Origin of the sequence: Delftia sp. JD2 (genome assembly GCF_001682645.1) — a bacterium.
Classification (GTDB): domain Bacteria; phylum Pseudomonadota; class Gammaproteobacteria; order Burkholderiales; family Burkholderiaceae_C; genus Comamonas; species Comamonas acidovorans.
The window spans coordinates 1-20322 of record NZ_LFJT01000088.1 but is presented as its reverse complement, the minus strand read 5'-3'; the positions used below and the strand labels follow the sequence as shown (position 1 = coordinate 20322).

The 20322-nt window shown below is 67.8% G+C and carries 20 protein-coding genes; 5 read left to right on the top strand and 15 right to left on the bottom strand.

Translation table 11 applies throughout. From position 1 onward, the window contains the following. Positions 1 to 608, bottom strand: a 608-nt coding sequence (locus tag ACM14_RS28445) for a tripartite tricarboxylate transporter substrate binding protein (RefSeq protein ID WP_254662157.1), incomplete at its 3' end; no start/stop codon positions are given. 14 nt (positions 609 to 622) lie between these two features. Beyond that, positions 623 to 1807: a M20 family metallopeptidase gene (locus ACM14_RS28440; protein ID WP_012203299.1), complete on the bottom strand. Its 1185-nt coding sequence runs from the start codon at positions 1805 to 1807 to the stop codon at positions 623 to 625. Between the two features lie 77 nt (positions 1808 to 1884). On the opposite strand from ACM14_RS28440, the gene ACM14_RS28435 reads away from it, so the two are divergent. Further along, positions 1885 to 2832 (top strand): MurR/RpiR family transcriptional regulator, encoded by a 948-nt coding sequence (locus ACM14_RS28435; protein ID WP_065348005.1) that lies wholly within the window; start codon positions 1885 to 1887, stop codon positions 2830 to 2832. On the opposite strand, the gene ACM14_RS28430 is transcribed toward ACM14_RS28435, so the two are convergent. The 8 genes from ACM14_RS28430 to ACM14_RS28395 form a co-directional block, all read right to left on the bottom strand. After that, the gene (locus ACM14_RS28430; RefSeq protein ID WP_065348004.1) at positions 2825 to 5239 is read right to left on the bottom strand and encodes a TonB-dependent siderophore receptor; all 2415 of its coding nucleotides are present in this window, start codon (positions 5237 to 5239) and stop codon (positions 2825 to 2827) included. The two genes, ACM14_RS28435 and ACM14_RS28430, sit on opposite strands and share 8 nt — an antisense overlap. 360 nt (positions 5240 to 5599) lie before the next feature. Further along, on the bottom strand, positions 5600 to 6646 hold the full coding sequence (locus ACM14_RS28425; RefSeq protein WP_065348003.1) for a FecR domain-containing protein: 1047 nt from the start codon (positions 6644 to 6646) through the stop codon (positions 5600 to 5602). Beyond that, the gene (locus ACM14_RS28420; protein WP_228676818.1) at positions 6643 to 7254 is read right to left on the bottom strand and encodes an RNA polymerase sigma factor; all 612 of its coding nucleotides are present in this window, start codon (positions 7252 to 7254) and stop codon (positions 6643 to 6645) included. The genes ACM14_RS28425 and ACM14_RS28420 overlap by 4 nt, the downstream gene beginning before the upstream one ends. Before the next feature lie 189 nt (positions 7255 to 7443). Beyond that, positions 7444 to 8181, bottom strand: coding sequence for an amino acid ABC transporter ATP-binding protein (locus ACM14_RS28415; protein WP_012203297.1), 738 nt, complete (start codon positions 8179 to 8181; stop codon positions 7444 to 7446). 25 nt (positions 8182 to 8206) lie between these two features. Further along, a complete protein-coding gene (locus ACM14_RS28410) occupies positions 8207 to 8878 on the bottom strand; it encodes an amino acid ABC transporter permease (protein WP_012203296.1) in 672 nt (223 codons plus the stop codon). A 1-nt stretch (position 8879) separates the two neighbouring features. Next, on the bottom strand, positions 8880 to 9632 hold the full coding sequence (locus tag ACM14_RS28405; protein WP_043819928.1) for an amino acid ABC transporter permease: 753 nt from the start codon (positions 9630 to 9632) through the stop codon (positions 8880 to 8882). A gap of 112 nt (positions 9633 to 9744) precedes the next feature. After that, entirely contained in the window at positions 9745 to 10644 is a 900-nt protein-coding gene (locus tag ACM14_RS28400) for a transporter substrate-binding domain-containing protein (RefSeq protein WP_016450272.1), read from the bottom strand. Positions 10645 to 11087: 443 nt separating this feature from the next. After that, the gene (locus ACM14_RS28395) at positions 11088 to 12023 is read right to left on the bottom strand and encodes a LysR substrate-binding domain-containing protein (RefSeq protein WP_170962088.1); all 936 of its coding nucleotides are present in this window, start codon (positions 12021 to 12023) and stop codon (positions 11088 to 11090) included. Between the two features lie 206 nt (positions 12024 to 12229). Here ACM14_RS28395 and ACM14_RS28390 point away from each other — a divergent pair, with 206 nt between their 5' ends. Genes ACM14_RS28390 through ACM14_RS28380 form a run of 3 tightly spaced genes read left to right on the top strand, consistent with a single transcriptional unit; the run spans position 12230 to position 15146 of the window. Then, complete coding sequence (locus tag ACM14_RS28390) at positions 12230 to 12775, top strand: TRAP transporter small permease (RefSeq protein WP_013804178.1); 546 nt, start codon at positions 12230 to 12232, stop codon at positions 12773 to 12775. Next, complete coding sequence (locus tag ACM14_RS28385) at positions 12772 to 14070, top strand: TRAP transporter large permease (protein ID WP_065348002.1); 1299 nt, start codon at positions 12772 to 12774, stop codon at positions 14068 to 14070. The genes ACM14_RS28390 and ACM14_RS28385 overlap by 4 nt, the downstream gene beginning before the upstream one ends. Before the next feature lie 32 nt (positions 14071 to 14102). Then, a complete protein-coding gene (locus tag ACM14_RS28380) occupies positions 14103 to 15146 on the top strand; it encodes a DctP family TRAP transporter solute-binding subunit (RefSeq protein ID WP_065348001.1) in 1044 nt (347 codons plus the stop codon). 158 nt (positions 15147 to 15304) lie between these two features. Here ACM14_RS28380 and ACM14_RS28375 read toward each other — a convergent pair whose 3' ends face one another. Then, positions 15305 to 15961 carry a TetR/AcrR family transcriptional regulator gene (locus ACM14_RS28375; RefSeq protein WP_065348000.1) on the bottom strand — a complete coding sequence of 219 codons (657 nt, stop codon included), beginning with the start codon at positions 15959 to 15961 and terminating at the stop codon, positions 15305 to 15307. A gap of 116 nt (positions 15962 to 16077) precedes the next feature. Here ACM14_RS28375 and ACM14_RS28370 point away from each other — a divergent pair, with 116 nt between their 5' ends. Continuing rightward, the gene (locus tag ACM14_RS28370) at positions 16078 to 16509 is read left to right on the top strand and encodes a hypothetical protein (RefSeq protein WP_231574448.1); all 432 of its coding nucleotides are present in this window, start codon (positions 16078 to 16080) and stop codon (positions 16507 to 16509) included. A 16-nt stretch (positions 16510 to 16525) separates the two neighbouring features. Here the strand turns inward: ACM14_RS28370 and ACM14_RS28365 are convergent, their stop codons facing one another. The 4 genes from ACM14_RS28365 to ACM14_RS28350 all read right to left on the bottom strand — a co-directional run. Then, the gene (locus ACM14_RS28365; protein WP_012203287.1) at positions 16526 to 17473 is read right to left on the bottom strand and encodes a 2-hydroxyacid dehydrogenase; all 948 of its coding nucleotides are present in this window, start codon (positions 17471 to 17473) and stop codon (positions 16526 to 16528) included. Positions 17474 to 17579: 106 nt separating this feature from the next. Continuing rightward, positions 17580 to 18542 (bottom strand): PDR/VanB family oxidoreductase, encoded by a 963-nt coding sequence (locus tag ACM14_RS28360; protein WP_065347999.1) that lies wholly within the window; start codon positions 18540 to 18542, stop codon positions 17580 to 17582. A gap of 33 nt (positions 18543 to 18575) precedes the next feature. Next, positions 18576 to 19649 carry an aromatic ring-hydroxylating dioxygenase subunit alpha gene (locus ACM14_RS28355; protein WP_065347998.1) on the bottom strand — a complete coding sequence of 358 codons (1074 nt, stop codon included), beginning with the start codon at positions 19647 to 19649 and terminating at the stop codon, positions 18576 to 18578. Positions 19650 to 19679: 30 nt separating this feature from the next. Then, the coding region (locus ACM14_RS28350; RefSeq protein ID WP_139093513.1) for an MFS transporter at positions 19680 to 20322 on the bottom strand (643 nt) is incomplete at its 5' end.

Sequence of the window (20322 nt, the reverse complement as noted above, 5' to 3'; positions counted from 1 at the left end):
GGCGAGCCGCCACGGTAGGGGATGTGCGTGGCGAAGATGCCCGTGGCGGCCTTGAGCATTTCCACATTGAGCTGGCCCATGCTGCCGATGCCGGCGCTGCCGTAGTTGACCTGGCCGGGGCGCTTCTTCACGTACTCGATGAACTCCTGGAAGTTCTTCACGGGCAGGCTGGAATGCACCATCAACGCATTGGGCTGGCGGCCCAGGATGGCAATGTTCTCGAAGTCCTTGATGGGGTCGTAGCCCACCTTGGGCTGGGTCAGAGGATTGGCCAGGTGGCTGCTCTGCGAGGACACGACCAGGGTGTAGCCGTCCGGCTTGGCGCGCGACACGTACTGCGTGGCCACCGAGCCGCCCGCGCCGGGCCGGTTCTCCACCACGATGGGCGCGCCCAGGATGCGCGACAGGGGCTCTGCGTACTGGCGGCCCATGATGTCCACCGAACCGCCGGGCGGAAACGGCACGACCAGCGTGATCGGGCGCGAGGGGTACTTGTCATCGGCGCGTGCGGCCAGCGGCGCCAGCGCGGACAGGCCCGCCAGGCCAAGGCCTGCGCCCAGCAGTTTGCGGCGGGTGTTCAGGGAGGGGTTCACGGACAGGTTTTTCATGGGTATCAGCGCAATCAGGGGTGATCAAAGATGGCGAGGGCCACGGCCTGCGCACGCGGCACGAAGGTGGCCAGCTCGCAGTACTCGCGCTCGGTATGGGGATGGCCGCCCACGGGGCCGGTGGCGCACAGCGTGGGCACGCCCACCGAGGCGGTCAGGCCGCTGTCGGCCGCACCGCCCGTGAACTCGCCCTGCACATCGAAGCCCAGCGACTGCGCGCCGCGCCGGTACAGCTGCAGCAGCGCATCAGGCGTGGGCGCCATGGGCAGGGTGCGGCGCACGGCGGTGACGCGGCCCTGGGTGCGGGGCACGGATTCTTCCTCCACGATGGCGCGGATGCGCTCCATCAGCGCATCGGGATCGGTCTGGGCCGTGTAGCGCACATCGAGCTCGGCCTTGGCGTGGGGCGCCACCATGTTCGGCACGATGCCGCCCTGCAGCACGCCCACATTGGTGGTCGTGCCCGTGGCGGGATCGGTCAGCGCATGCAGGGCCAGCAGCTTGCGCGCCATGGCCTCCAGCGCGCTGGCGCCGGCCGCGTGGTTGATGCCCGCATGGGCGGCCACGCCCTGCACCTCGAACTCCACGGCCATCGATCCCTTGCGGCTGGTCACCAGGTTGCCGCTGACGCGGCCGGGCTCGGCATTGAAGACGGCGCGTGCGCCGCGCACCGTATCCATGATGGTCTGGCGCGTGGCGGGCGAGCCGATTTCCTCATCGCACGAGAAGAACAGCTTGAGCGGCGCCTTCAGGCCGCCACAGCGCGCAAAGGCCTCGGCCACGAAGACGTTGAGCACCAGGCCCGACTTCATGTCGGCCACGCCGGGACCGTAGGCCCTGCCCTCTTCCACGCGGAAGGGGCGGCGCGCCACGGTGCCCGCCGGGAAGACGGTGTCCATATGGCCCATCAGATAGATGGGCGCGCCTTCGGCCGGGCCGTCCCCGTCGGGACCGGCGACATCGGCATGCAGCAGCACGCCGTAGCCGGGCACGTCCTCGAAACGCACGGCCACGCCGGCCGCCTCCAGCCGCTCGCGCAGCGCCTGGGCCACGGCCAGGATGCCGGCTTCATCGCGGCTGCCGCTGTCGATATCGACAATCCTGTGCAACAGATCTTGCATGGCCTGCTGCTGGCCGCCCAGCCAGTCCAGCAGTCTCGCGCGCTGCTGCACGCGGCTTTGTTCGAGGGTATCGTGCATGGTGGAATCTCCAGAGTGCATGCAGTGTTGCACGCGACCCCCTATTTTGCAACACACGTTGCATATACAAGAAAAATATGAAATCACCATTGCAAAAAGCCGCACTGCTGCTGCCGCAGCGCCTGGCGCAGCAGGGCGCGGAGCTGACGGCCAGCGAGCTGACGCTGGCCCAGACCCTGGGCAGCAACTACCCGCATGCGCTGCTGGAGTCGGCCACGGCGCTGGCCGCGCACACGGGCACCAGCGCCTCGACCGTGGTGCGGCTGTTCGCCAAGCTCGGCTATGCCAGCTATGCCGAGGCCCAGCGCGAGGCGCGCGGCGAAGTGACGGCGCTGCTGCAGACGGCCGCCCAGCGCGCGCCCGTGCTGCTGGGCGCGCAGCGCAGCCTGAGCGAGTGCGTGGACGATGCGCTGCTGCACGACCAGCACAACATCCAGGCCACGCGCGAGGGGCTGGACATGGCGGCCTTCGAGGCCATGGCCCGCAAGCTGGCCCAGGGCGAGGGCCGCGTGTTCGTGCTGGCCCAGCTCAACAGCTCGCCGGTATCCGCCTGGCTGGCCCTGCACCTGAACATGTGCCGCCCCGGCGTGCAGGAGCTGGATGCCGGAGCCATCGCGCCGGCCGACCAGCTGCTGTGGATCGGCCCCTCGGACACGCTGCTGGCCTTCAGCGTCAGCCAGTATTCGCGCGGCACCTTCGAGATAGCGCAGCGCTTTGCCGACGCCGGCGCCCAGGTGCTGGCCCTCACCGACAGCCCCGCCGCGCCGCTGGCCACCGTGGCCCACCACTGGCTGCAGGTGCGCACGGCCAATGCCTCGCCCTTTCACTCCTACACGGCGGCCTTCTACCTGTGCAACGCCCTGGTCTCGGCCGTGGCCCAGCTGCGCCACAAGGATGTGTCCGAGGCGCTGGCCCGGCGCGACGCGCTGTGGAAGGAGTTCAACCACCAGTTGATCAGGACGGCTGAGCCGCGCGGGCCGGCTCGCGCCGCGCGCAAGCCACCCGCGCGCAGGTCTTCTACATAGACCAGTAGTACTTGAAGCTCAGCGTGGCCTCGCGATCCACGCCGCGGAAGATGCCTGCGAAGTACTTGCGGTTGAACAGGTTGTTGATGTTCAGCGCGATGCGGTACTGCGGCGTCTCGTAGGCCAGCGCCAGGTCGGCCAGCGTGGCGGAGTCGTTGATGTTCAGCGTGCCGTCCGCTGCCACGTTGTAGGGAGAGCGACCCTTGTAGCGCAGGCCGCCGGCCACCATCAGGCCCGGCACCACGCGCGGTCGGTAGTCCAGCCACAGGCTGGCCATGTGGCGTGTGGTCTGTATGGTCTGGCGGCCGATTTCGGCGGGCCGGTTGCTCTGCGTGGTGCGCGGGTCCAGGTAGGTGTAGCTGGCCAGCGCGTTCAGCTCGCGCGTGAGCGCGAAGCGGCCTTCCAGCTCCAGCCCCGTGGAGCGCACCTCGCCCGTCTGGATGCTGAAGCGCGGGTGGTCGGGGTCCAGCGTGGTGACGTTGGTCTGGCGCAGGTCGAAGACCGAGGCCGTGAACAGCGAGGTGCTTCCCGGAGGCTGGTACTTCACGCCCGCCTCGTACTGCTTGCCGCGCCGGGGCTCGAACGGATTGCCGTCGTACTGCAGGCCCGTGACCGGATCGAAGGAGGTCGCGTAGCTCGCATAGGGCGCCCAGCCGCTGTCGAACAGGTAGAGCAGGCCCGCGCTGCCGGTGGTGGCGCTGTCGCTCATGCGCGGCTGGGTGCTGCTGTTCTGCGTGGTGCGCGCCTGGTCATGGCGCAGGCTGAGATTGGCCACCCAGCGGTCCCACTTGAACTGGTTGAGCGTGTAGATGCCGGTCTGGCGCAGGTCCGTGCGGCTGTCCTCCAGCTCTGGATAGGCGATGGACTGGCCATAGGTGGGGTCGAGCATGTCCAGGTCGGGCACATCCCAGCCAAAGCCCAGGCCGCCGCGCTCCCTGTACTTCACATGGTCCATGCCTAAGGCCATCCGGTGCTGCAGCCCGCCCCAGCGCAGGTCCTTGTGCAGGCGGGTGTCCAGCGCCAGCGTGCGGCCCTTGGTGCGCTGGGCCAGGCTGGCGCGCGAGACGCTTCGGCCGTCGGCCAGCACGTCCATGGCGTAGATGTGGCGGTAGTCGATGTCGATGGTGGAGTAGCGCAGGTTCTGCGTGAGCTGCCAGCCGCTGTCGGTCTGGTGCGAGAACTCGTAGCCCAGCGATCGCGTGTCGCGGTCGAAGCGGTCGAAGGACGGGTCGCCGGCCGTCAGGTGCGCGGGCAGGTCCTTGATCTGCGGGTAGGTGAACAGGCTGGGCCACCAGGACTTGGGCGTGCCGCGCTCGCGCGAGTAGCTGCCCAGCACGGTCAGGTGGGTGCGGCCGGAGAGGTTCCAGCGCAGCGAGGGCGCGATGGAGATGCGGTCATCGCGCGAGCCCACGGTGCGTCCGTCGCTGTCTCGCGCCTTGAGGTTGAGCCGGTACAGCAGGTCGCCCGAAGCATCCAGCGCGCCGCCCAGATCGGCCGTGGCCTGGGCGCGCTGGTAGCGGCCATAGGATAGGCCCACGCTGTTCACATGGTCGGCCTCGGGTTTCTTGGAGACCACGTTGATCACGCCGCCCGGCCGCCCTTGGCCAAAGAGCACGGAGGCCGGGCCCTTGATGACCTCGATGCTGTCCAGCTCGTCGATCTCGTCGTTCCACGAACCATAGGTGCCGGCGGAGAACTGCCGCAGGCCGTCCTTGTAGTAGGAGCTGCCATCGCTGAAACCCCGGATGATGGCGCCCGTCATGCGCAGGTCCGCACCCGTGACTTCGGTGGACACGCCGGCCGTGTACGACAGGGCCTGCTCGATGCTCTTGGGCGCCTGGTTCTGCAGCTGCTCCTGGGTGACGATGGAGATGGAGCGCGGCGTCTCGATCAGCGGCGTGTCCAGCTTGGTGCTGGCGCTCCTGCCGCTGCCCACGTAGCTGCCCGGCGCGGCCATGTGCTGCGAGGTCACGTTGACCGTGGACAGCATGGTGCCCACCGACGCCTGCGGCGCAGGCTCAGGCGCAGGCGCCTTTCGCAGCGTGAACGTGCCCTGCTCGGTGCTGTGCGCGGTCACGCCGGTGCCGGCCAACAGCCGGTCCATGGCCTCCTGCGGCGTGAAGCTGCCCCGGAGGGCCGGCGCCTGGCGGCCGCCCAGCACGGCTTCGTCGTACAGCACCTGGAACTGGGTCTGGCGGCCAAAGGCGCGCAGCGCGTTGATCAGCGGCTGGGCCGGCTGGTCAAAGGCCAGCCGCTGTCCGGATGACGGCATCGGTGAAGAGGCGGCCGGCTGCTGAAGCTGTTGCGCACGGGCGGACGGCGCGGCGCCCATGCCGGCCACGGCACCGGCCACCAGCCACGCCAGCAGGCGCGGACTGGCCTGCGGGCCGGCGCCCTGCTCCTTCATGTTCCTGCGTCGGGCATGTGTGCCCCTGCCTGCGAATTCCCTGCCTGCTGCTTCTTGCGCTCTCATTGCCACTCCGTTGCTGTGCCGTTGCACGGGCACGCGACGGGCAGGCCGCAGGCAGCCGTCGCGGGCGATCAGGAACCGCGCCGGACAAGCCATGCCAGCCCACCCGCGCATGCGCGTCAGGTGTTGCGGCCGTTGGCTGGGGCGTGAGGGACGAGCGCCCTCGGTGGTCCTTGGCTGGCAGCCGTGCGGGCCTGGAAAATCCACGCCCCTGCCCCTATAGAAGCCAAGACCGGTGCAAAGCTGGAACCTGGGGTTGGCCATCAGTTTGAAACAAATTGTTTCTCAACCTTCGATTCATCCCCGCACGATCAACCACCCTCCGCCGCTGCGCGGCTGCACGCGTACCGCAATCAAGGCCGGCAGCGCGCGCACAAAACGCTCGGGCGCGGCCGTGGCCAGCAGGCCCGAGACACGCAGGCGGCCCAGCGACTCGTCGCCCAGCTCCACGGGTGCACCCAGATAGCGCGACAGCTCCTGCGCCACCTCCGCCAGCGGCGTGCCGCTGAAGCGCACCTGGCCCGTGCGCCAGTCGCCCACGCTGTCCGCATCGGCCACCACGGTGCTGTGCCGGCCGGCGCCGTCCACAGCCACGCCCGCGCCTGCCGCCAGCAGCAGGACATCGCCCCCGGCCCGCTCCCGCTCGGGCCGCAGCTGCACCTTGCCCTCCAGCACCTTCACCACCAGCCGCGGCGGCCCGGCGCGCACATTGAACGCGGTGCCCACCACCCGGACGCGACTGGCGCCGGAGTCCACGGTGAAGGGCCTGTCCGGGCCGGGCGTGACCTCGAAGAAGGCCTCGCCCCGATCCAGCACCACCTCGCGGCGGCGCGGGTAGTAGCGCACCTGAAGTTCGCTGTCCACGTTGAGGGCCACGCGCGAGCCATCGGGCAGCTCGATGCTCTGCGTCTGCCCGGGCGCCGTGCGGGCCTGCAGCGTGTAGCCCGGCGTGTGGTCCCAGCGGTACCAGCCACCCCAGGCCAGCAGTGAGACCACCGCCAGCACGGACAGGGCTGCTGCAGGGCGGCCGGGCCAGCGGGCAAGAACGCTCTGGCGCGGCGGCGCGGCCGCTGGTGCAGCGCAGACGGCAGGCGCGGCGGGCGGCACCGCTGCGCCAAACTCATCGGGAAACAGTTCCCTGAGCTGTGGCGCGCCATGCCAGTGGCGCGACATGCCTTCGAAGATGCTGCGGTGCAGCGGGTTGGCGCCCAGCCACGCATCCAGCGCGCGCTCATCGGCGCCCGTCCAGTCCGGCTGCTGGCGGCGCACGAACCAGTCGGCCGCCCTGTCATGCAGCCCCACCAGCTCCTGCGGCGAAACGCCCGGGGGAAGTTCGTTGCTCATCGTGTGTTCTCTGCGGCGCCCGGCCGCTGCTCGTCTGCGCGCAGCAGGGCACGCATTTGCTCGGCGCTGGCGTAGCGTACGCGGATCTCGCAATAGGACAGTGCCCGGCTCAGGTGGCGCGAGACCATGCGCACGGTGATGTCCATGCGCTCGGCCGTCTGCTCCAGCGTCAGTTCCTGCACGCGGTGCAGCACGAAGGCCTGGCGCTGGCGCTCGGGCAGCTCGTTCAGGGCATCGCGCAGCCGGGCCAGGCGCTGGCGGCGCTCATCGTCCAGCGCATGATCGGCTCTGTCGCGGGCCGGCAGGGACTCGACCTCGTCGCGGCAATCCTCCACGGACACCAGCCGCACACCGGCCTGCTGCGGCGCCGTGCGGTGCGCGAAGGCCGCCACGCTGCGCACGACCTGATGCAGATAGGGCCGCTCTTCGTCCACGGGCAGGCACTTGTCGGCCGACAGCATGCGCACGAAGACCTCCTGGGAGGCATCCTCGATATCGGCCGGGCTCTTGAAGTACCGCGCCAGCATGCGCTGCAGCGGCTTGCGCCAGCGGGTGTAGAGACTGCGGGAATGGCCACCGGGCTCTCCCGGAGCGTCGTCGCGCTTCATGGCAGGCATGGCACGGCGGACGTGGAAGTTGTCCGGCGGCGAGGTAATGGGGGCGGAATCTGGAGCACGATGCAAACAGCTGAGCCGGCGATTGTATCGAGAACGATTCTCATCATCAGCTCGCCTTGGCCACAAAAAAAGGGCGCCGAAGCGCCCCTTGATTGCCGTGCCCGCAAGGGCCGCACCGGTTCAGTGCTGCAGGATCTTGTTGAGGAATTCCTTGGTGCGCGGCTGGCGTGCTTCGGGGTTGCCGAAGAATTCGTCCTTGGAGCAGTCCTCCAGGATCTTGCCGCCCACGTCCATGAAGATCACGCGGCTGGCCACCTTGCGTGCGAAGCCCATTTCGTGGGTCACGCACATCATGGTCATGCCTTCGTTGGCCAGGCCGATCATCACGTCCAGCACTTCGCCGACCATTTCGGGGTCCAGCGCGGAGGTCGGTTCGTCGAACAGCATCACGATGGGGTCCATGGACAGCGCGCGCGCAATGGCCACGCGCTGCTGCTGGCCACCCGACAGCTGGCCCGGGAACTTGTCCTTGTGCGCCGTCAGGCCCACGCGGTCCAGCATCTTGAGGCCGCGCTTCTTGGCGTCGTCCGGGCTGCGACCGAGCACCTTGATCTGGGCGATGGTCAGGTTCTCGGTCACCGACAGGTGCGGGAACAGCTCGAAGTGCTGGAACACCATGCCCACGCGGCTGCGCAGCTGGGGCAGGTTGGTCTTGGGATCGTGCACGGCCACGCCGTCCACGAAGATCTCGCCCTTCTGGAAGGGCTCCAGCGCGTTGATGGTCTTGATCAGCGTGGACTTGCCCGAGCCCGAAGGGCCGCAGACCACCACGACCTCACCCTTCTGGATGTTGGTGGAGCAGTCGGTCAGCACCTGGAAGCTGCCGTACCACTTGGAAACGTTCTTGAGTTCAATCATTGCAATTCCTCAATGGGGTGCTGGCTCATCGAATGATGGCAATTTTCTTGTGCAGGCGCTTGACTGCCCACGAGAGCGAGTAGCACAGCACGAAGTAGGTCACGCCAGCGGCCAGATAGGATTCGATGGGACGGCCATAGTTCTTGCCCGCCACTTCGAAGCCCTTGAGCATGTCGTAGGCACCGATGGCATAGACCAGCGAGGTGTCCTGGAACAGGATGATGGTCTGCGTGAGCAGCACCGGCAGCATGTTGCGGAACGCCTGGGGCAGGACCACGAGGCGCATGTTCTGGCCGTAGGTCATGCCCATGGCCTGGCCCGCGGAGACCTGGCCGCGCGGGATGGACTGGATGCCCGCGCGCATGATCTCGCTGAAGTAGGCCGCCTCGAAGGCGATGAAGGTGATGATGGCCGAGACCTCGGCGCCGATGGGCCGACCGATGATCAGCGGCATCAGCAGGAAGAACCACAGGATCACCATCACCAGCGGCACGGAGCGCATGCCGTTGACGTAGAGCGTGGCGGGCACATCAAGCCACTTCTTGCCGGACAGGCGCATCAGCGCCAGCACGGTGCCGAAGAGCACGCCGCCGATGGTGGCGATGACGGTCAGCGTCAGGCTGAAGTACAGGCCCTTCAGCACGAAGTTGCTGAACAGGTCCCAGGTGAAGAACGACCAGTCGATTTGCAGGTTCATGTCAGTGTCCTCCGCCGCTGGCAGCGATCAGGCCCGGGACGCGCGAACGCTTCTCGATGAAGGCCATGATGCGGTTGATGGCAAAGGCGGAAATCACATACAGGCCGGTGACGGCCAGATAGATCTCGATGCCGCGCGAAGTCTCTTCCTGCGCCTGCATGGCGAACATGGTCAGCTCGGCCACGGACACGGCGAAGGCCACGGACGAGTTCTTGAACACGTTCATGGTCTCGCTGGTCAGCGGCGGGATGATGATGCGGAACGCCATGGGCAGCAGCACGTAGCGGTAGTACTGGAACGTGGTGAAACCCATCGCCATGCCCGCATAGCGCTGGCCGCGCGGCAGCGCCTGGATGCCCGAACGCACCTGCTCGGCGATACGCGCCGAGGTGAAGAAGCCCAGCGCCAGCACCACGAGCACGAAGCCCGGCAGCGACTTCAGCGCAGGAACAAAGGACGGAACCACGTGGTACCACATGAAGATGTGGACCAGCAGCGGAATATTGCGAAACAGCTCCACCCAGGCATTGCCCAGCCGCACGATCCACGGCCGGCCCTCCAAAGTGCGCAGCGTGCCGATCAGCGATCCGACGACCAGAGCGATCACCAGCGACAGCAGCGACACGGAAATGGTCCAGCCCCAGGCCGACAGCATCCAGTCCAGGTAGGTGATATCGCCGTTCTTGCCGAAGCAGCTTTGACCGACCTCTTGGGTAATGGTGTCCTGGCAGAACACCTGCCAATCCCAACTCATAGGAGCACCCCTTCATTCAAAACACGAAATGCGTGCCGGCAGAAAAACCGGCGCCGCAACAAAAAACGCCCCTTCCAACCGCATGGCAGAAGGGGCGGCATTCAGCTGGTGCTTACTTGACTTCGTACGACTCCATGGGCTTGTCGTTGGGGTTGGCCCATGCGTCCTTGGTGGCGTCGGACAGCGGCAGGCCGACCTTCACGTTGGCCGGGGGAATCGGCTGCATGAACCACTTGTCATAGAGCTTGGCCAGCGAGCCGTCGGCGATCTGGCGCTTGATGGAGTCGTCCACAGCCTTCTTGAAGGCGGGGTCGTCCTTGCGCAGCATGCAGGCGATGGGCTCGACCGACAGGGTTTCGCCGACGATCTTGTAGTCGGCAGGTGCCTTGGACTTGGAGATGTTGGCGGCCAGGATGGAGCCGTCCATGATGAAGGCGTCGGCACGGCCGGTTTCCAGCATCAGGAAGCTGTCGGCGTGGTCCTTGCCCATGACTTCCTTGAAGGTCAGGCCGTCGGCGCGCTTGTTCTTGCGCAGGGTCTGCACCGAGGTGGTGCCCGTCGTCGTGACGATGGTCTTGCCGTTCAGGTCCTTGATGCCGGTGATGCCGGAGTTGCCCTTGACGGCGATGCGCACTTCTTCCACGTAGGTGGTCACGGCGAAGGCCACATCCTTTTGGCGGGCCTGGCTGTTGGTGGTGGAGCCGCACTCGATGTCCACGGTGCCATTGGTCACCAGGGGGATGCGGTTTTGCGAGGTGACGGGCTGGTACTTGATGTCCAGCTTGGCCAGGCCCAGCTGCTTCTGGATGTCGGCCAGCACGCGCTCGCCCATCTCGGTGTGGAAGCCCACGTACTTGCCATTGCCCAGCGTGTAGCCCAGGCCGGAGGATTCACGCACGCCCAGCGTCACGGCGCCGGAGGACTTGATCTTGGCCAGGGTGTCACCAGCCTGCGCGAAAGCGCTGCCTGCAGCCAGGGCGGTCACGGCGATGGCCAACAAATGCTTCTTCATACGGGTCTCCTGAGATGAGAACGAAAACGGTCTTGATGAGAACGGTCGAGTCGCCTTGTGGGCTTGCTCGAACTATCAACGATGTGACACATATTGTGCAATCACGCACGGTGCTGGAGCACCGACACGTGCTAGGGCTTTCCAGCACGTCAGCCGGATTCAGGTAAGCAACTGCCGTGCCATGGCACGCGTTTTTTGCCCGATCCAGCGCACCGGCGGTCCTGCACACGGCGTGGTTGCTGTGCGCGCACTCTAATGCCAGGGCCGGTGGCACAGCCAATGCCGTTTGCAAAAGCCCTTATGCATGCTATGCATAATAGGTGTTTACCCTAGGCATAACCCGTGCACCAAGTCGGGCTCTTGCCGGGCACCCGCATGCACCAACGTGCAGCAAAAAGGGGCTGCGAGAGCCCCTTTTTTCCTGGTGCGTGCCGTTTGGCGTGTCAGCCGATGGTCTCGCCCTGCTCCAGCAGGAAGTTCCACAGCGCGCCGGCCACGCCCTGGGGCGCGTCCTTGCTGGCGGGTTTTTCACGGTAGGCGCGCACTTCCATGTCCATGCGAAAACCGTTGTCGCCCGCAGGCGCGGCGCTGACCAGGCGCCCGGCCTCCAGCTCGTTGCGCACGGCGCTGAACGGCAAGAACGCGACGCCATGGCCTTCCAGCGCCATGGCCTTGAGGCCTTCGGCCATGTCGGTCTCGTAGACGCGTTCCAGGTGCACGGCCTCGGCCGCTTCCTTGAGGATGAGCTCCGTCACCCGGCCCAGGTAGGCGCCGGGCGCATAGCCCAGATAGGGCAGCGGCTGGCCCTGGCGGCCCGGCAGCTGGTGCAGCGGCAGGCCGTCGGCGTCGGGCTTGGCGTAGGGGGCGAGCACCTCATGGCCCAGGCTGACCATCTCGTAGCGCGCCGGGTCAAGCTGGAAGGGCTGGGACGGATGGAAGTAGGCGATCAGCAGGTCGCAGCCGCCTTCGACCAGGCGCATCACGGCGTCATGCACATTGAGCGCGAACAGCCGGCTGCGGAACGGCCCGAACTTGGCCTGCACGCTGGAGACCCAGTTCGGGAAGAAAGTGAAGGCCAGCGTGTGCGGCACCGCAAACCCCACCATGCCCTTGCCCGCGCTGACGTGGGCACGCAGCATGGTGCGCGTGCTCTGCAGCGACTGCAGCATCTCCAGCGCCTGGTCATACATGGTCTTGCCGGCCGGCGTGAGCCGGGTCGGGTAGGAGCTGCGGTCCACAAGGTCGGTGCCGGCCCAGGCCTCCAGTGCCTGGATGCGGCGCGAGAACGCAGGTTGCGTCACGTGCCGCAGTTGGGCGGAGCGGCTGAAACTGCGTGTTTCAGCCAGGCTGACGAAATCTTCTAGCCATTTGGTTTCCATGGGCCTCATTATCCGCCGGGCCGTGACGGGTGCCTGACAGGGCAGGGATGGTCCCTCTGGCACACCGCATGGATGCGCACATAATGGCGCTGCGCCGCATTTACCCAATGTGACATTTTTTCCTCACGGCCCCCGGCACACGACGCCGAGGAAGCTCAGTGACTGCATCTGCCCCGCCATGTGTAATTTTCTGACTCCCCGCGTCCATGTCATCCCCTCCCACCGAAAACGGCGCCGCTGAGACGCCTTCGCAGCCGGACGAGCCGCGTTCGCTGCGCATCGAGGACTGGCTCACCGTGGTGATCATGGCCCTGCTGGCCCTGATCACCTTCGCCAATGTGCTGGTGCGCTACTTCACTTCCTCCTCCTTCGCCTGGACCGAGGAAATCTCGGTCTTCCTGATGATCCTGCTGGCCATGGTCGCGGGCTCGGCGGCCGTGGCGCGCAACGCCCATATCCGCATCGAGTACTTCGCCGAAGGCGGCAGCGCCCTGCGCAGGAAGCGCCTGGCACGCTTCGGCACGCTGATGGTGGCCCTGCTGTTCGCCGTGATCGCCGCACTGAGCGTGCGCGTGGTCTGGGACGACTACCGTTTCGAGGAAACCTCGCCCGGCATCGGCGTGCCGCAGTGGTGGTATTCGATGTGGCTGCCGATTTGCTCGGCACTGATCACGGTGCGCGCGCTGCAGCTGTTCCAGCGCCAGGGCCGCCCTGGCGCCTTCGATGACAGCACCGGGGAGAAGGCGCAATGATCGCAACCCTGCTCTTCATCGCCTTCCTGGGCCTGATGTTCCTGGGCGTGCCGATCGGCGCGGCCCTGGGCCTGGCGGGCGCCGCCGCCATCGCGCTGGCCAGCCCCGACACGCAGTGGTTCGGCCTGCTGGCCGTGCCGCAGAACTTCTATGCGGGCCTGGGCAAGTACCCGCTGCTGGCGATTCCGATGTTCGTGCTCGTGGGCTCGATCTTCGACCGCTCGGGCGTGGCGCTGCGCCTGGTGAACTTCGCCGTGGCCATCGTGGGCCGCGGCCCCGGCATGCTGCCCCTGGTGGCGATTGCCGTGGCCATGTTCCTGGGCGGCATCTCGGGCTCGGGCCCGGCCAATGCCGCCGCCGTGGGCGGCGTGATGATCGCGGCCATGAGCCGCGCCGGCTATCCCGGCAGCTTCTCGGCCAGCGTGGTGGGCGCGGCTGCGGCCACCGACATCCTGATCCCGCCGTCCGTGGCCTTCATCATCTACTCGGTGCTGGTGCCCGGCGCCTCGGTGCCGGCGCTGTTTGCGGCCGGCATGATCCCCGGCATCCTGGCCGGCGTGGCGCTGATCATTCCCGCCGTGTGGATGTCGCGCAAGCACAAGATGGGTGCGCTGGAATCGTCCATGCCGCGCCCGCCGTTCTGGCGCAGCCTGCGCGAGGCCTCCTGGGGCCTGGCCGCTCCGGTGCTGATCCTGGGCGGCATGCGCGCCGGCTGGTTCACCCCCACCGAGGCCGCCGTGGTGGCCGTGTTCTACGGCCTGTTCGTGGGCATGTTGATCCACCGCACCATCACGCTGCGCGACCTCTACCCCATCCTGCGCGAGGCCGGCGAGCTGTCGGCCGTGATCCTGCTGGTGGTGTCGCTGGCCGGCATCTTCGCGTTCTCGCTGTCCACGCTGGGCGTGATCGATCCGGTGGCCAAGGCCATCGTGGACTCGGGCCTGGGCGAGTACGGCGTGATGGCGCTGCTGATCCTGCTGCTGATCACCGTGGGCATGTTCCTGGACGGCATCTCCATCTTCCTGATCTTCGTGCCGCTGCTGCTGCCGATCATGCAGCACTACAACTGGGACCCGGTGTGGTTCGGCGTCATCCTCACGCTCAAGGTGGCGCTGGGCCAGTTCACGCCGCCGCTGGCCGTGAACCTGATGGTGTCCTGCCGCATCGCGGGCGTGCGCATGGAGTCCACCGTGCGCTGGGTCGGCCCCATGCTGCTGGCCATGTTCCTGGTGATGATCGCCGTGATCGCCTTCCCGCAACTGGCGCTCTGGCTCCCCGCACGCCTGGGCTACTGATTTCCCAAAAATTCAACAAGGAGACCTTCGCAATGAAACTTCGCACTTTCCTCGCCAGCGGCCTGGCCGCGGCTGCGGCCCTGGCCCTTTCGTCCGCTCCCGCAGTGGCGCAGACTCCGGCCAAGTACAAGAGCGAGTACCGCATGTCGCTGGTGCTGGGCACGGCCTTTCCCTGGGGCAAGGGCGGCGAGATCTGGGCCAACAAGGTGCGCGAGCGCACCAATGGCCGCATCAACATCAAGCTCTACCCGGGCGTGTCCCTGATCCAGGGCGACCAGACGCGCGAATTCAGCGCGCTGCGCCAGGGCGTGATCGACATGGCCGTGGGCTCCACGCTGAACTGGTCGCCCCAGATCAAGGAGCTGAACCTGTTCGCCCTGCCCTTCCTCATGCCCGACTACGCCGCCGCCGACGCGCTCACGCATGGCGAGCCCGGCAAGCGCCTGTTCCAGCGCCTGGAGAAGGCCGGCGTGGTGCCGCTGGCCTGGGGCGAGAACGGCTACCGCGAGATCAGCAACTCCAAGCACGCCATCAAGACCCCTGCCGACCTCAAGGGCCTGAAGATCCGCGTCGTGGGCTCGCCGCTGTTCCTGGACACCTTCACCGCGCTGGGCGCCAACCCCACGCAGATGAGCTGGGCCGATGCCCAGCCCGCCATGGCCAGCGGCGCCGTGGACGGCCAGGAAAACCCCGTGTCGGTCTACATGGCCGCCAAGCTGCAGTCCGTGGGCCAGAAGCATCTGACGCTGTGGGGCTACATCAACGATCCGCTGATCTTCGTGGTCAACAAGGACATCTGGGCCACCTGGACCAAGGAAGACCAGGACATCGTGCGCCAGGCCGCCGTGGACGCCGCCAAGGAGCAGATCGTGATCGCGCGCAAGGGCATGATCGAGGCCGACAAGCCGCTGCTCAAGGACCTGACCGCCAACGGCGTGACCGTGACCCAGCTCACGCCGGCCGAGCGCGAAGCCTTCGTCAAGGCCACGCGCCCCGTCTACGACAAGTGGAAGCAGCAGGTCGGCGCCGACCTGGTGGATGTGGCGGAGAAAGCCATTGCCGCGCGAACTCGTTAGAATGCTATCGGTTGATCGCACACTCCGGTAGAAGCAAAAGGCCCCGCTCTGCGGGGCCTTTTTTTTCGCCATCCTGCTGCGCAGGAACGGCCCGGGCCTCCGGCACGCCATCAACGAACGCCATGCCCCCATGATGGCCTCGGCGAATGGGACAGCCTCTATGAGGCAGCAGCGCCGGCGCCCTGCACGCCACCCAGCAACATGTCTGTCCCCATCTCGCACAGCAGCTCCTCCAGTGCGCCCGAGGCAATCAGCGGCGAAGCCTCCAGCGAGGCGAAGCGCACCGTGCCCAGCACGGCCCGCGTGGCCACGTAAAGGCGCGCATAGGACAGCGAGGGGCCGCCCCAGCGCTGCAGGTGGGCGGCCATGCGCTCGGCGGTCTCGCGCATGGACAGGGCAATGCGCTCATCACCATCCTGGCGCCAGGCAAAGCGCGCCAGCTTGCGCCGCGCAGGCGTGCGGCCCGCAAAGCCCTCGACGATGCAGGCGACCACGCCGCGCGCCACGGCCTCGCGCGGCAGGCCCTGCTCCGACGCCTGCTCCAGCCAGGCCTCGATGGCCGCGACGGCCGCACGGCGCTGACCATCGACCATGGCGCGGAAGACGGCCTGCTTGTCGGGGAAGTACTGGTAGAGCGTGCCGATGGAGACGCCTGCGCGCTCGGCAATGCGGTTGGTGGTGAGCGCGGCTTCGCCCTCCTTGACCAGAATCTGAGCTGCTGCCTGAACAATGGCCTGCAGCGTGCGCTGCGCACGGGCCTGTACGGGCTGTCTTCTTCTCTGGGATTCAGTGGTAGCGGAGGTATGGGAGGGCATGCGGCAAAACCTGAGCACAAGGCGAGTTTTCTGCCCGGAGTTTAAGCACTACAGTGGCCGGCCATTGCAGCAAATCCCAAGGAATACACCATGAAGAAGCATCAGCACACCGGCGCGTGGGAAGCCCTGCCGTGAAGGGCGTGCAACTGCTGGCCCTGGCCGCCGCCCTGTTCGACACGGCGGCCGCGCTGGCCCACTTCGCCTGCATCGTATGGGGGGGACGTGGGCTGCGGCTCATGGGGGCCGGCGAGCGCATGGCGCGCATGGCCGAGGCGGGGCACTGGTATCCGCCGCTGGTGTCGGCGGCCATCGGCGTGGTGCTGTCGCTGCTGGCGGGGTATGCACTGGCAGGCGCGGGCCTGCTGGGTCCCCTGCCCTTCATGCGCCCGGTGCTGGCCGGGGCCGGCCTGGTGCTGGTGGCGCGGGCCGTGGCCTATCCGTGGCTGAAGCCGCGGTTCCCGGACAACAGCGACCGCTTCTGGCATGTGTCCTCGGCCATCTGCCTGGTCATGGGACTGCTGCACCTGGCAGCAGCCCTTGGGAGGTAAAGGGCTGAATCCAGCCTCAGGCCGTGACGGGCGAGACCAGCGGGCGGCCTTCCAGGTGGCAGCGCATGTTGGCGATGAAGCGGTCCACCGAGGCCTGCACGGCTTCGGGCGACCAGCCGCCCACATGGGGCGTGAGCACCACGGCGTCCAGGTCCAGCAGTTCGGCCGGGGGCGCGGGTTCGCTTTCGTAGACATCCAGGCCCGCGCCGGCAAGGCGGCCTTCGCGCACGGCGGCGGCCAGGGCGGCGGTATCGACCACGCTGCCGCGCGCGATATTGACCAGATGGCCCTGCGGGCCCAGCGCATCCAGCACCTGCGTGTTGATGAGGTGGCGCGTGCCCGGGCCGCCCGGCGTGGCGACCAGCAGCACATCGGCCCATTGCGCCAGGGACAGCAGGTCGCCGAAGTAGCGGTGGGGCAGCTCGCTGCGCTGGCTGCGGTTGTGGTAGCCGATCTCCATCTCGAAGCCCAGCGCGCGCTGGGCGATCTTGGCGCCGATGGCACCCATGCCGAGGATGCCCAGACGCTTGTGCGAGACATTGGGCGGCAGCGGCATGGCAGTGCGCCAGACGCCGTCGCGCGTGGCGCGGTCCAGGCGCACCAGGCCGCGCACGGAGGCGATCAGCAGGCCCATGGCGTGGTCGGCCACGCAGTCGTCATTGGTGCCCGCGCCATTGCCCACGGCAATGCCGTGGGCCTGCGCATGGGCGACATCGATGTTCTCGTAGCCCGCGCCCAGCGCGCAGACCAGCCTGAGGGCCGGCATGCGCTGCATCTGCGCGGCCGACAGGCCGATGGAGCCGATGGTCAGCACGGCCTGGATGCGTGCGCCGTGCTCGGCGAGAGCCGCCTCGCATTGGCTGGCGTCGGGCGCGTAGAGCAGGTCGAAGGAGGGAAAGGCCTGGGCCATCTGGCGCAGATGGCCTTCGGCGTTGAAGTTCAGGACAAGCAGGGCAGGTTGCATGGCGAAAGAGCGGCGCCCGCTGCCGCAGGGAAATCAGCGGCTTCAACGGGCTGTGGGCAAGGGGAAACCCATTGTCCACCCGCCAGGGGCCCTGCGCGGTGCCGCCCTACAGGTCCAGCACCAGCCGGGCGGATTTCGCGCGCGAGCAGCAGGGCAGGAACTGGTCGCAGGCGGCCTGCTCGTCCTCGGTCAGGTACATGTCGCGGTGCTCGGGCTCGCCCGAGAGCACGCGCGTGAGGCAGGTGCCGCACACGCCCTGCTCGCACGAGGTCTGCACCTCCACGCCGATGCCGGCCAGCGCCTGGACGACGGTCTGCTCGGGCGCCACGCGCACCACCTGGCCGGTGCTGGCGATCTGGATCTCGAACCCGGCATCGCCCTCGCGCTGCACGGCCTCGCCCGCGAAGAACTCGTAGTGCAGGCTGTCCTCGCCCCAGCCCGACGTGCGTGCCATGCCCAGGGCCGCGTCCATGAAGCCGCGCGGGCCGCAGACATACAGGTGCAGGCCCGCCTGCGGGGCGCCGAGCAGTTGCGCCATGTCGAGCGCGCCCTCGCCATCCACATGCAGGTGCACGCGGTCGGCCCAGGGCATGGACTGCAGCAGGGCCGTGAAGGCCATGCGCTCGCGCGAACGCGCGCAGTAGTGCAGTTCGAAATCGGCACCCTCGCGCGCCAGCTGGCGCGCCATGGCCAGCACGGGCGTGATGCCTATGCCACCGGCCAGCAGCAGATGCCGTGCAGGCCCGCCCGCATGCAGCGCGAAGTGGTTGCGCGGCGCGCCGATGGCGATCTGCTGGCCTTCCTGCACCTGTTCGTGCACGGCGGCCGAGCCGCCGCGCGAGGCGGCCTCGCGCAGCACGCCGACCACGTAGCGGCCCGTGTCCTGCGGGTCGTTGCACAGCGAGTACTGGCGCACCAGGCCGCCGGGCAGGTGCAGGTCGATGTGCGAGCCGGCCGTGAAGGCGGGCAGGCTTTCGCCGTCCAGCGGCACGAGTTCAAGGCTGCAGATGTCCTGCGCCTCGGCGCATTTGCGCGCGACACGCACTTGAAGGATGGGGTTGGCTTGCATGGGGAAACGTGGGAATGGAGGGGTTCGGAAAAATCAGGCCGCCGCCAGCGCCTGGGCGCTGGCCTCGCGCAGCCGGTGGATGACGCGGCGCGCGCGGTTGGGGCCTGCGTCCACATGGATGTCGATGACGGGGCGCGCGCCAAAGCGCTGCTGGTTGCGGAACTGGGCCTCGATGACGACCTTGTCTTCCTCGAAGGTGGCAGCCGTCTGGTCGATCACCAGGCGCGTGGTGTCCTGCATGTCCGGATGCGGGTTGGTGGCAATGGTCCAGAAGTAGTGGGCCGAATGCTCGGTCTCCGGCGTCACGCCGTGAAAGCCCCGCATGTGAAAGCCTTCGCGCTGCGGGTCGTCCAGCTGCCCGCTGCCTGCGTCCATGGCGCCGGTCCAGATGCGCACATGCGAGGGGTGGAACTCCACCTCCTGCCAGCGGTCGATGCGGCCCGCGAACGGCCAGGCCGCCGCATAGGTGGGCGGCGGGTCGGAGTCGGGCATCCAGCGCAGTACGGTGACGCTGTCGCCCTCCTGGCGCACCTTGAGCTCGGCATTCATGTGGACGCCGGCATTGCCACCGATGGTCTTGAGGTGCACATAGCCCAGGTGGCTGAGGTCCAGCAGGTTGTCGTGGATGAGCTGGTAGGGCGCGTCGTAGTGGTAGACATCGCCGCCGAAGCGGTAGCGCGCATCGCCGTGCACGGGATAGGCGGGCGGCTCCTGCGCGGGCACGGAATCGGGCGTGGCGCCCATCCAGATCCAGAGGATCTGGTCACGCTCGCGCAGGTCGAAGGACTTGACGCAGGCCTTGGGCGGTATGCGCTGCTGGCCCGGAATCTCCAGGCACTGCCCGGCGCGGTCGAACAGCAGGCCGTGGTAGCCGCAGCGCAGGCCGCGCGCCTCCACCGTGCCGCAGGACAGCGGCAGCTCGCGGTGGCAGCAGCGATCTTCCAGCGCGGCGACGCTGCCATCGGGCGTGCGAAACAGCACGACGGGCCGGCCCAGCAGGGTGCGCGCCAGCGGCGCGTCCTGCAGCTCCCAGGCAAAGCCGGCGACATACCACTGGTCCAGCGGGAAGGCGGGCACGGGTGAGGGTGCGGTGGTGCATTCGGTCATGGGGTTCTCCTTCTTGTCTGCAAGCCGCGCTCAATGCGCCGACAGCGTGCGGCCCGTGGCTGCGGGCCTGCCGGCTTCGGGCCCCTGCAGCCGGTGCAGCGACACGATGCAGGCCGCGAACACGAAGGCCGCGCCATAGCCCACGTACAGCTGGCTGGCCGACCAGGAGGCGTCGAGCAGCGAGCCCGCGACCATGGGCGAGACGATGGCGCCGATGCGCCCTATGCCTATGCCCCAGCCCACACCGGTCACGCGCACCTCGCCGCCATAGACCATGGGCGCGATGGCATAGAGCCCCGCCACGCAGCCGTTGACGAAGACGCCGATCAGGAAGGCCAGCGCATACGACAGCAACAGCGAGCCCGGATTGCTCACGATGAAGCACAGCAGCACGGCCGTGGCCAGCATGAAGCCGGCCAGTGCGCGGTGCACGGGATAGCGCGCCGCCAGCAGGCCCAGCAAGGTGGCGCCCAGGATGCCGCCCAGGCTCAGCAGCACGCCGCCGGTCACGCCCTGCTCGGGCGTGAGGCCCGAGGCGGCCAGCAGCTTGGGCGTCCAGCTCATGACGAAGTAAAAGCCGAACATCACCGCGAAGAACGACAGCCAGACCAGCAGCGTGGGCCGGCGCAGGCCCGGCGCGAACAGCTGCAGCGGCCCCCGCCGCACCGGCCCC

What these genes read in the sequence shown, in the direction of transcription:
- ACM14_RS28440 (WP_012203299.1), bottom strand. Translation starts at nt 1,807, where the DNA reads ATGCACGATACCCTCGAACAAAGCCGCGTGCAGCAGCGCGCGAGACTG.
- ACM14_RS28435 (WP_065348005.1), top strand. Translation starts at nt 1,885, where the DNA reads ATGAAATCACCATTGCAAAAAGCCGCACTGCTGCTGCCGCAGCGCCTG.
- ACM14_RS28430 (WP_065348004.1), bottom strand. Translation starts at nt 5,239, where the DNA reads ATGAAGGAGCAGGGCGCCGGCCCGCAGGCCAGTCCGCGCCTGCTGGCG.
- ACM14_RS28425 (WP_065348003.1), bottom strand. Translation starts at nt 6,646, where the DNA reads ATGAGCAACGAACTTCCCCCGGGCGTTTCGCCGCAGGAGCTGGTGGGG.
- ACM14_RS28420 (WP_228676818.1), bottom strand. Translation starts at nt 7,254, where the DNA reads ATGAAGCGCGACGACGCTCCGGGAGAGCCCGGTGGCCATTCCCGCAGT.
- ACM14_RS28415 (WP_012203297.1), bottom strand. Translation starts at nt 8,181, where the DNA reads ATGATTGAACTCAAGAACGTTTCCAAGTGGTACGGCAGCTTCCAGGTG.
- ACM14_RS28410 (WP_012203296.1), bottom strand. Translation starts at nt 8,878, where the DNA reads ATGAACCTGCAAATCGACTGGTCGTTCTTCACCTGGGACCTGTTCAGC.
- ACM14_RS28405 (WP_043819928.1), bottom strand. Translation starts at nt 9,632, where the DNA reads ATGAGTTGGGATTGGCAGGTGTTCTGCCAGGACACCATTACCCAAGAG.
- ACM14_RS28400 (WP_016450272.1), bottom strand. Translation starts at nt 10,644, where the DNA reads ATGAAGAAGCATTTGTTGGCCATCGCCGTGACCGCCCTGGCTGCAGGC.
- ACM14_RS28395 (WP_170962088.1), bottom strand. Translation starts at nt 12,023, where the DNA reads ATGGAAACCAAATGGCTAGAAGATTTCGTCAGCCTGGCTGAAACACGC.
- ACM14_RS28390 (WP_013804178.1), top strand. Translation starts at nt 12,230, where the DNA reads ATGTCATCCCCTCCCACCGAAAACGGCGCCGCTGAGACGCCTTCGCAG.
- ACM14_RS28385 (WP_065348002.1), top strand. Translation starts at nt 12,772, where the DNA reads ATGATCGCAACCCTGCTCTTCATCGCCTTCCTGGGCCTGATGTTCCTG.
- ACM14_RS28380 (WP_065348001.1), top strand. Translation starts at nt 14,103, where the DNA reads ATGAAACTTCGCACTTTCCTCGCCAGCGGCCTGGCCGCGGCTGCGGCC.
- ACM14_RS28375 (WP_065348000.1), bottom strand. Translation starts at nt 15,961, where the DNA reads ATGCCCTCCCATACCTCCGCTACCACTGAATCCCAGAGAAGAAGACAG.
- ACM14_RS28365 (WP_012203287.1), bottom strand. Translation starts at nt 17,473, where the DNA reads ATGCAACCTGCCCTGCTTGTCCTGAACTTCAACGCCGAAGGCCATCTG.
- ACM14_RS28360 (WP_065347999.1), bottom strand. Translation starts at nt 18,542, where the DNA reads ATGCAAGCCAACCCCATCCTTCAAGTGCGTGTCGCGCGCAAATGCGCC.
- ACM14_RS28355 (WP_065347998.1), bottom strand. Translation starts at nt 19,649, where the DNA reads ATGACCGAATGCACCACCGCACCCTCACCCGTGCCCGCCTTCCCGCTG.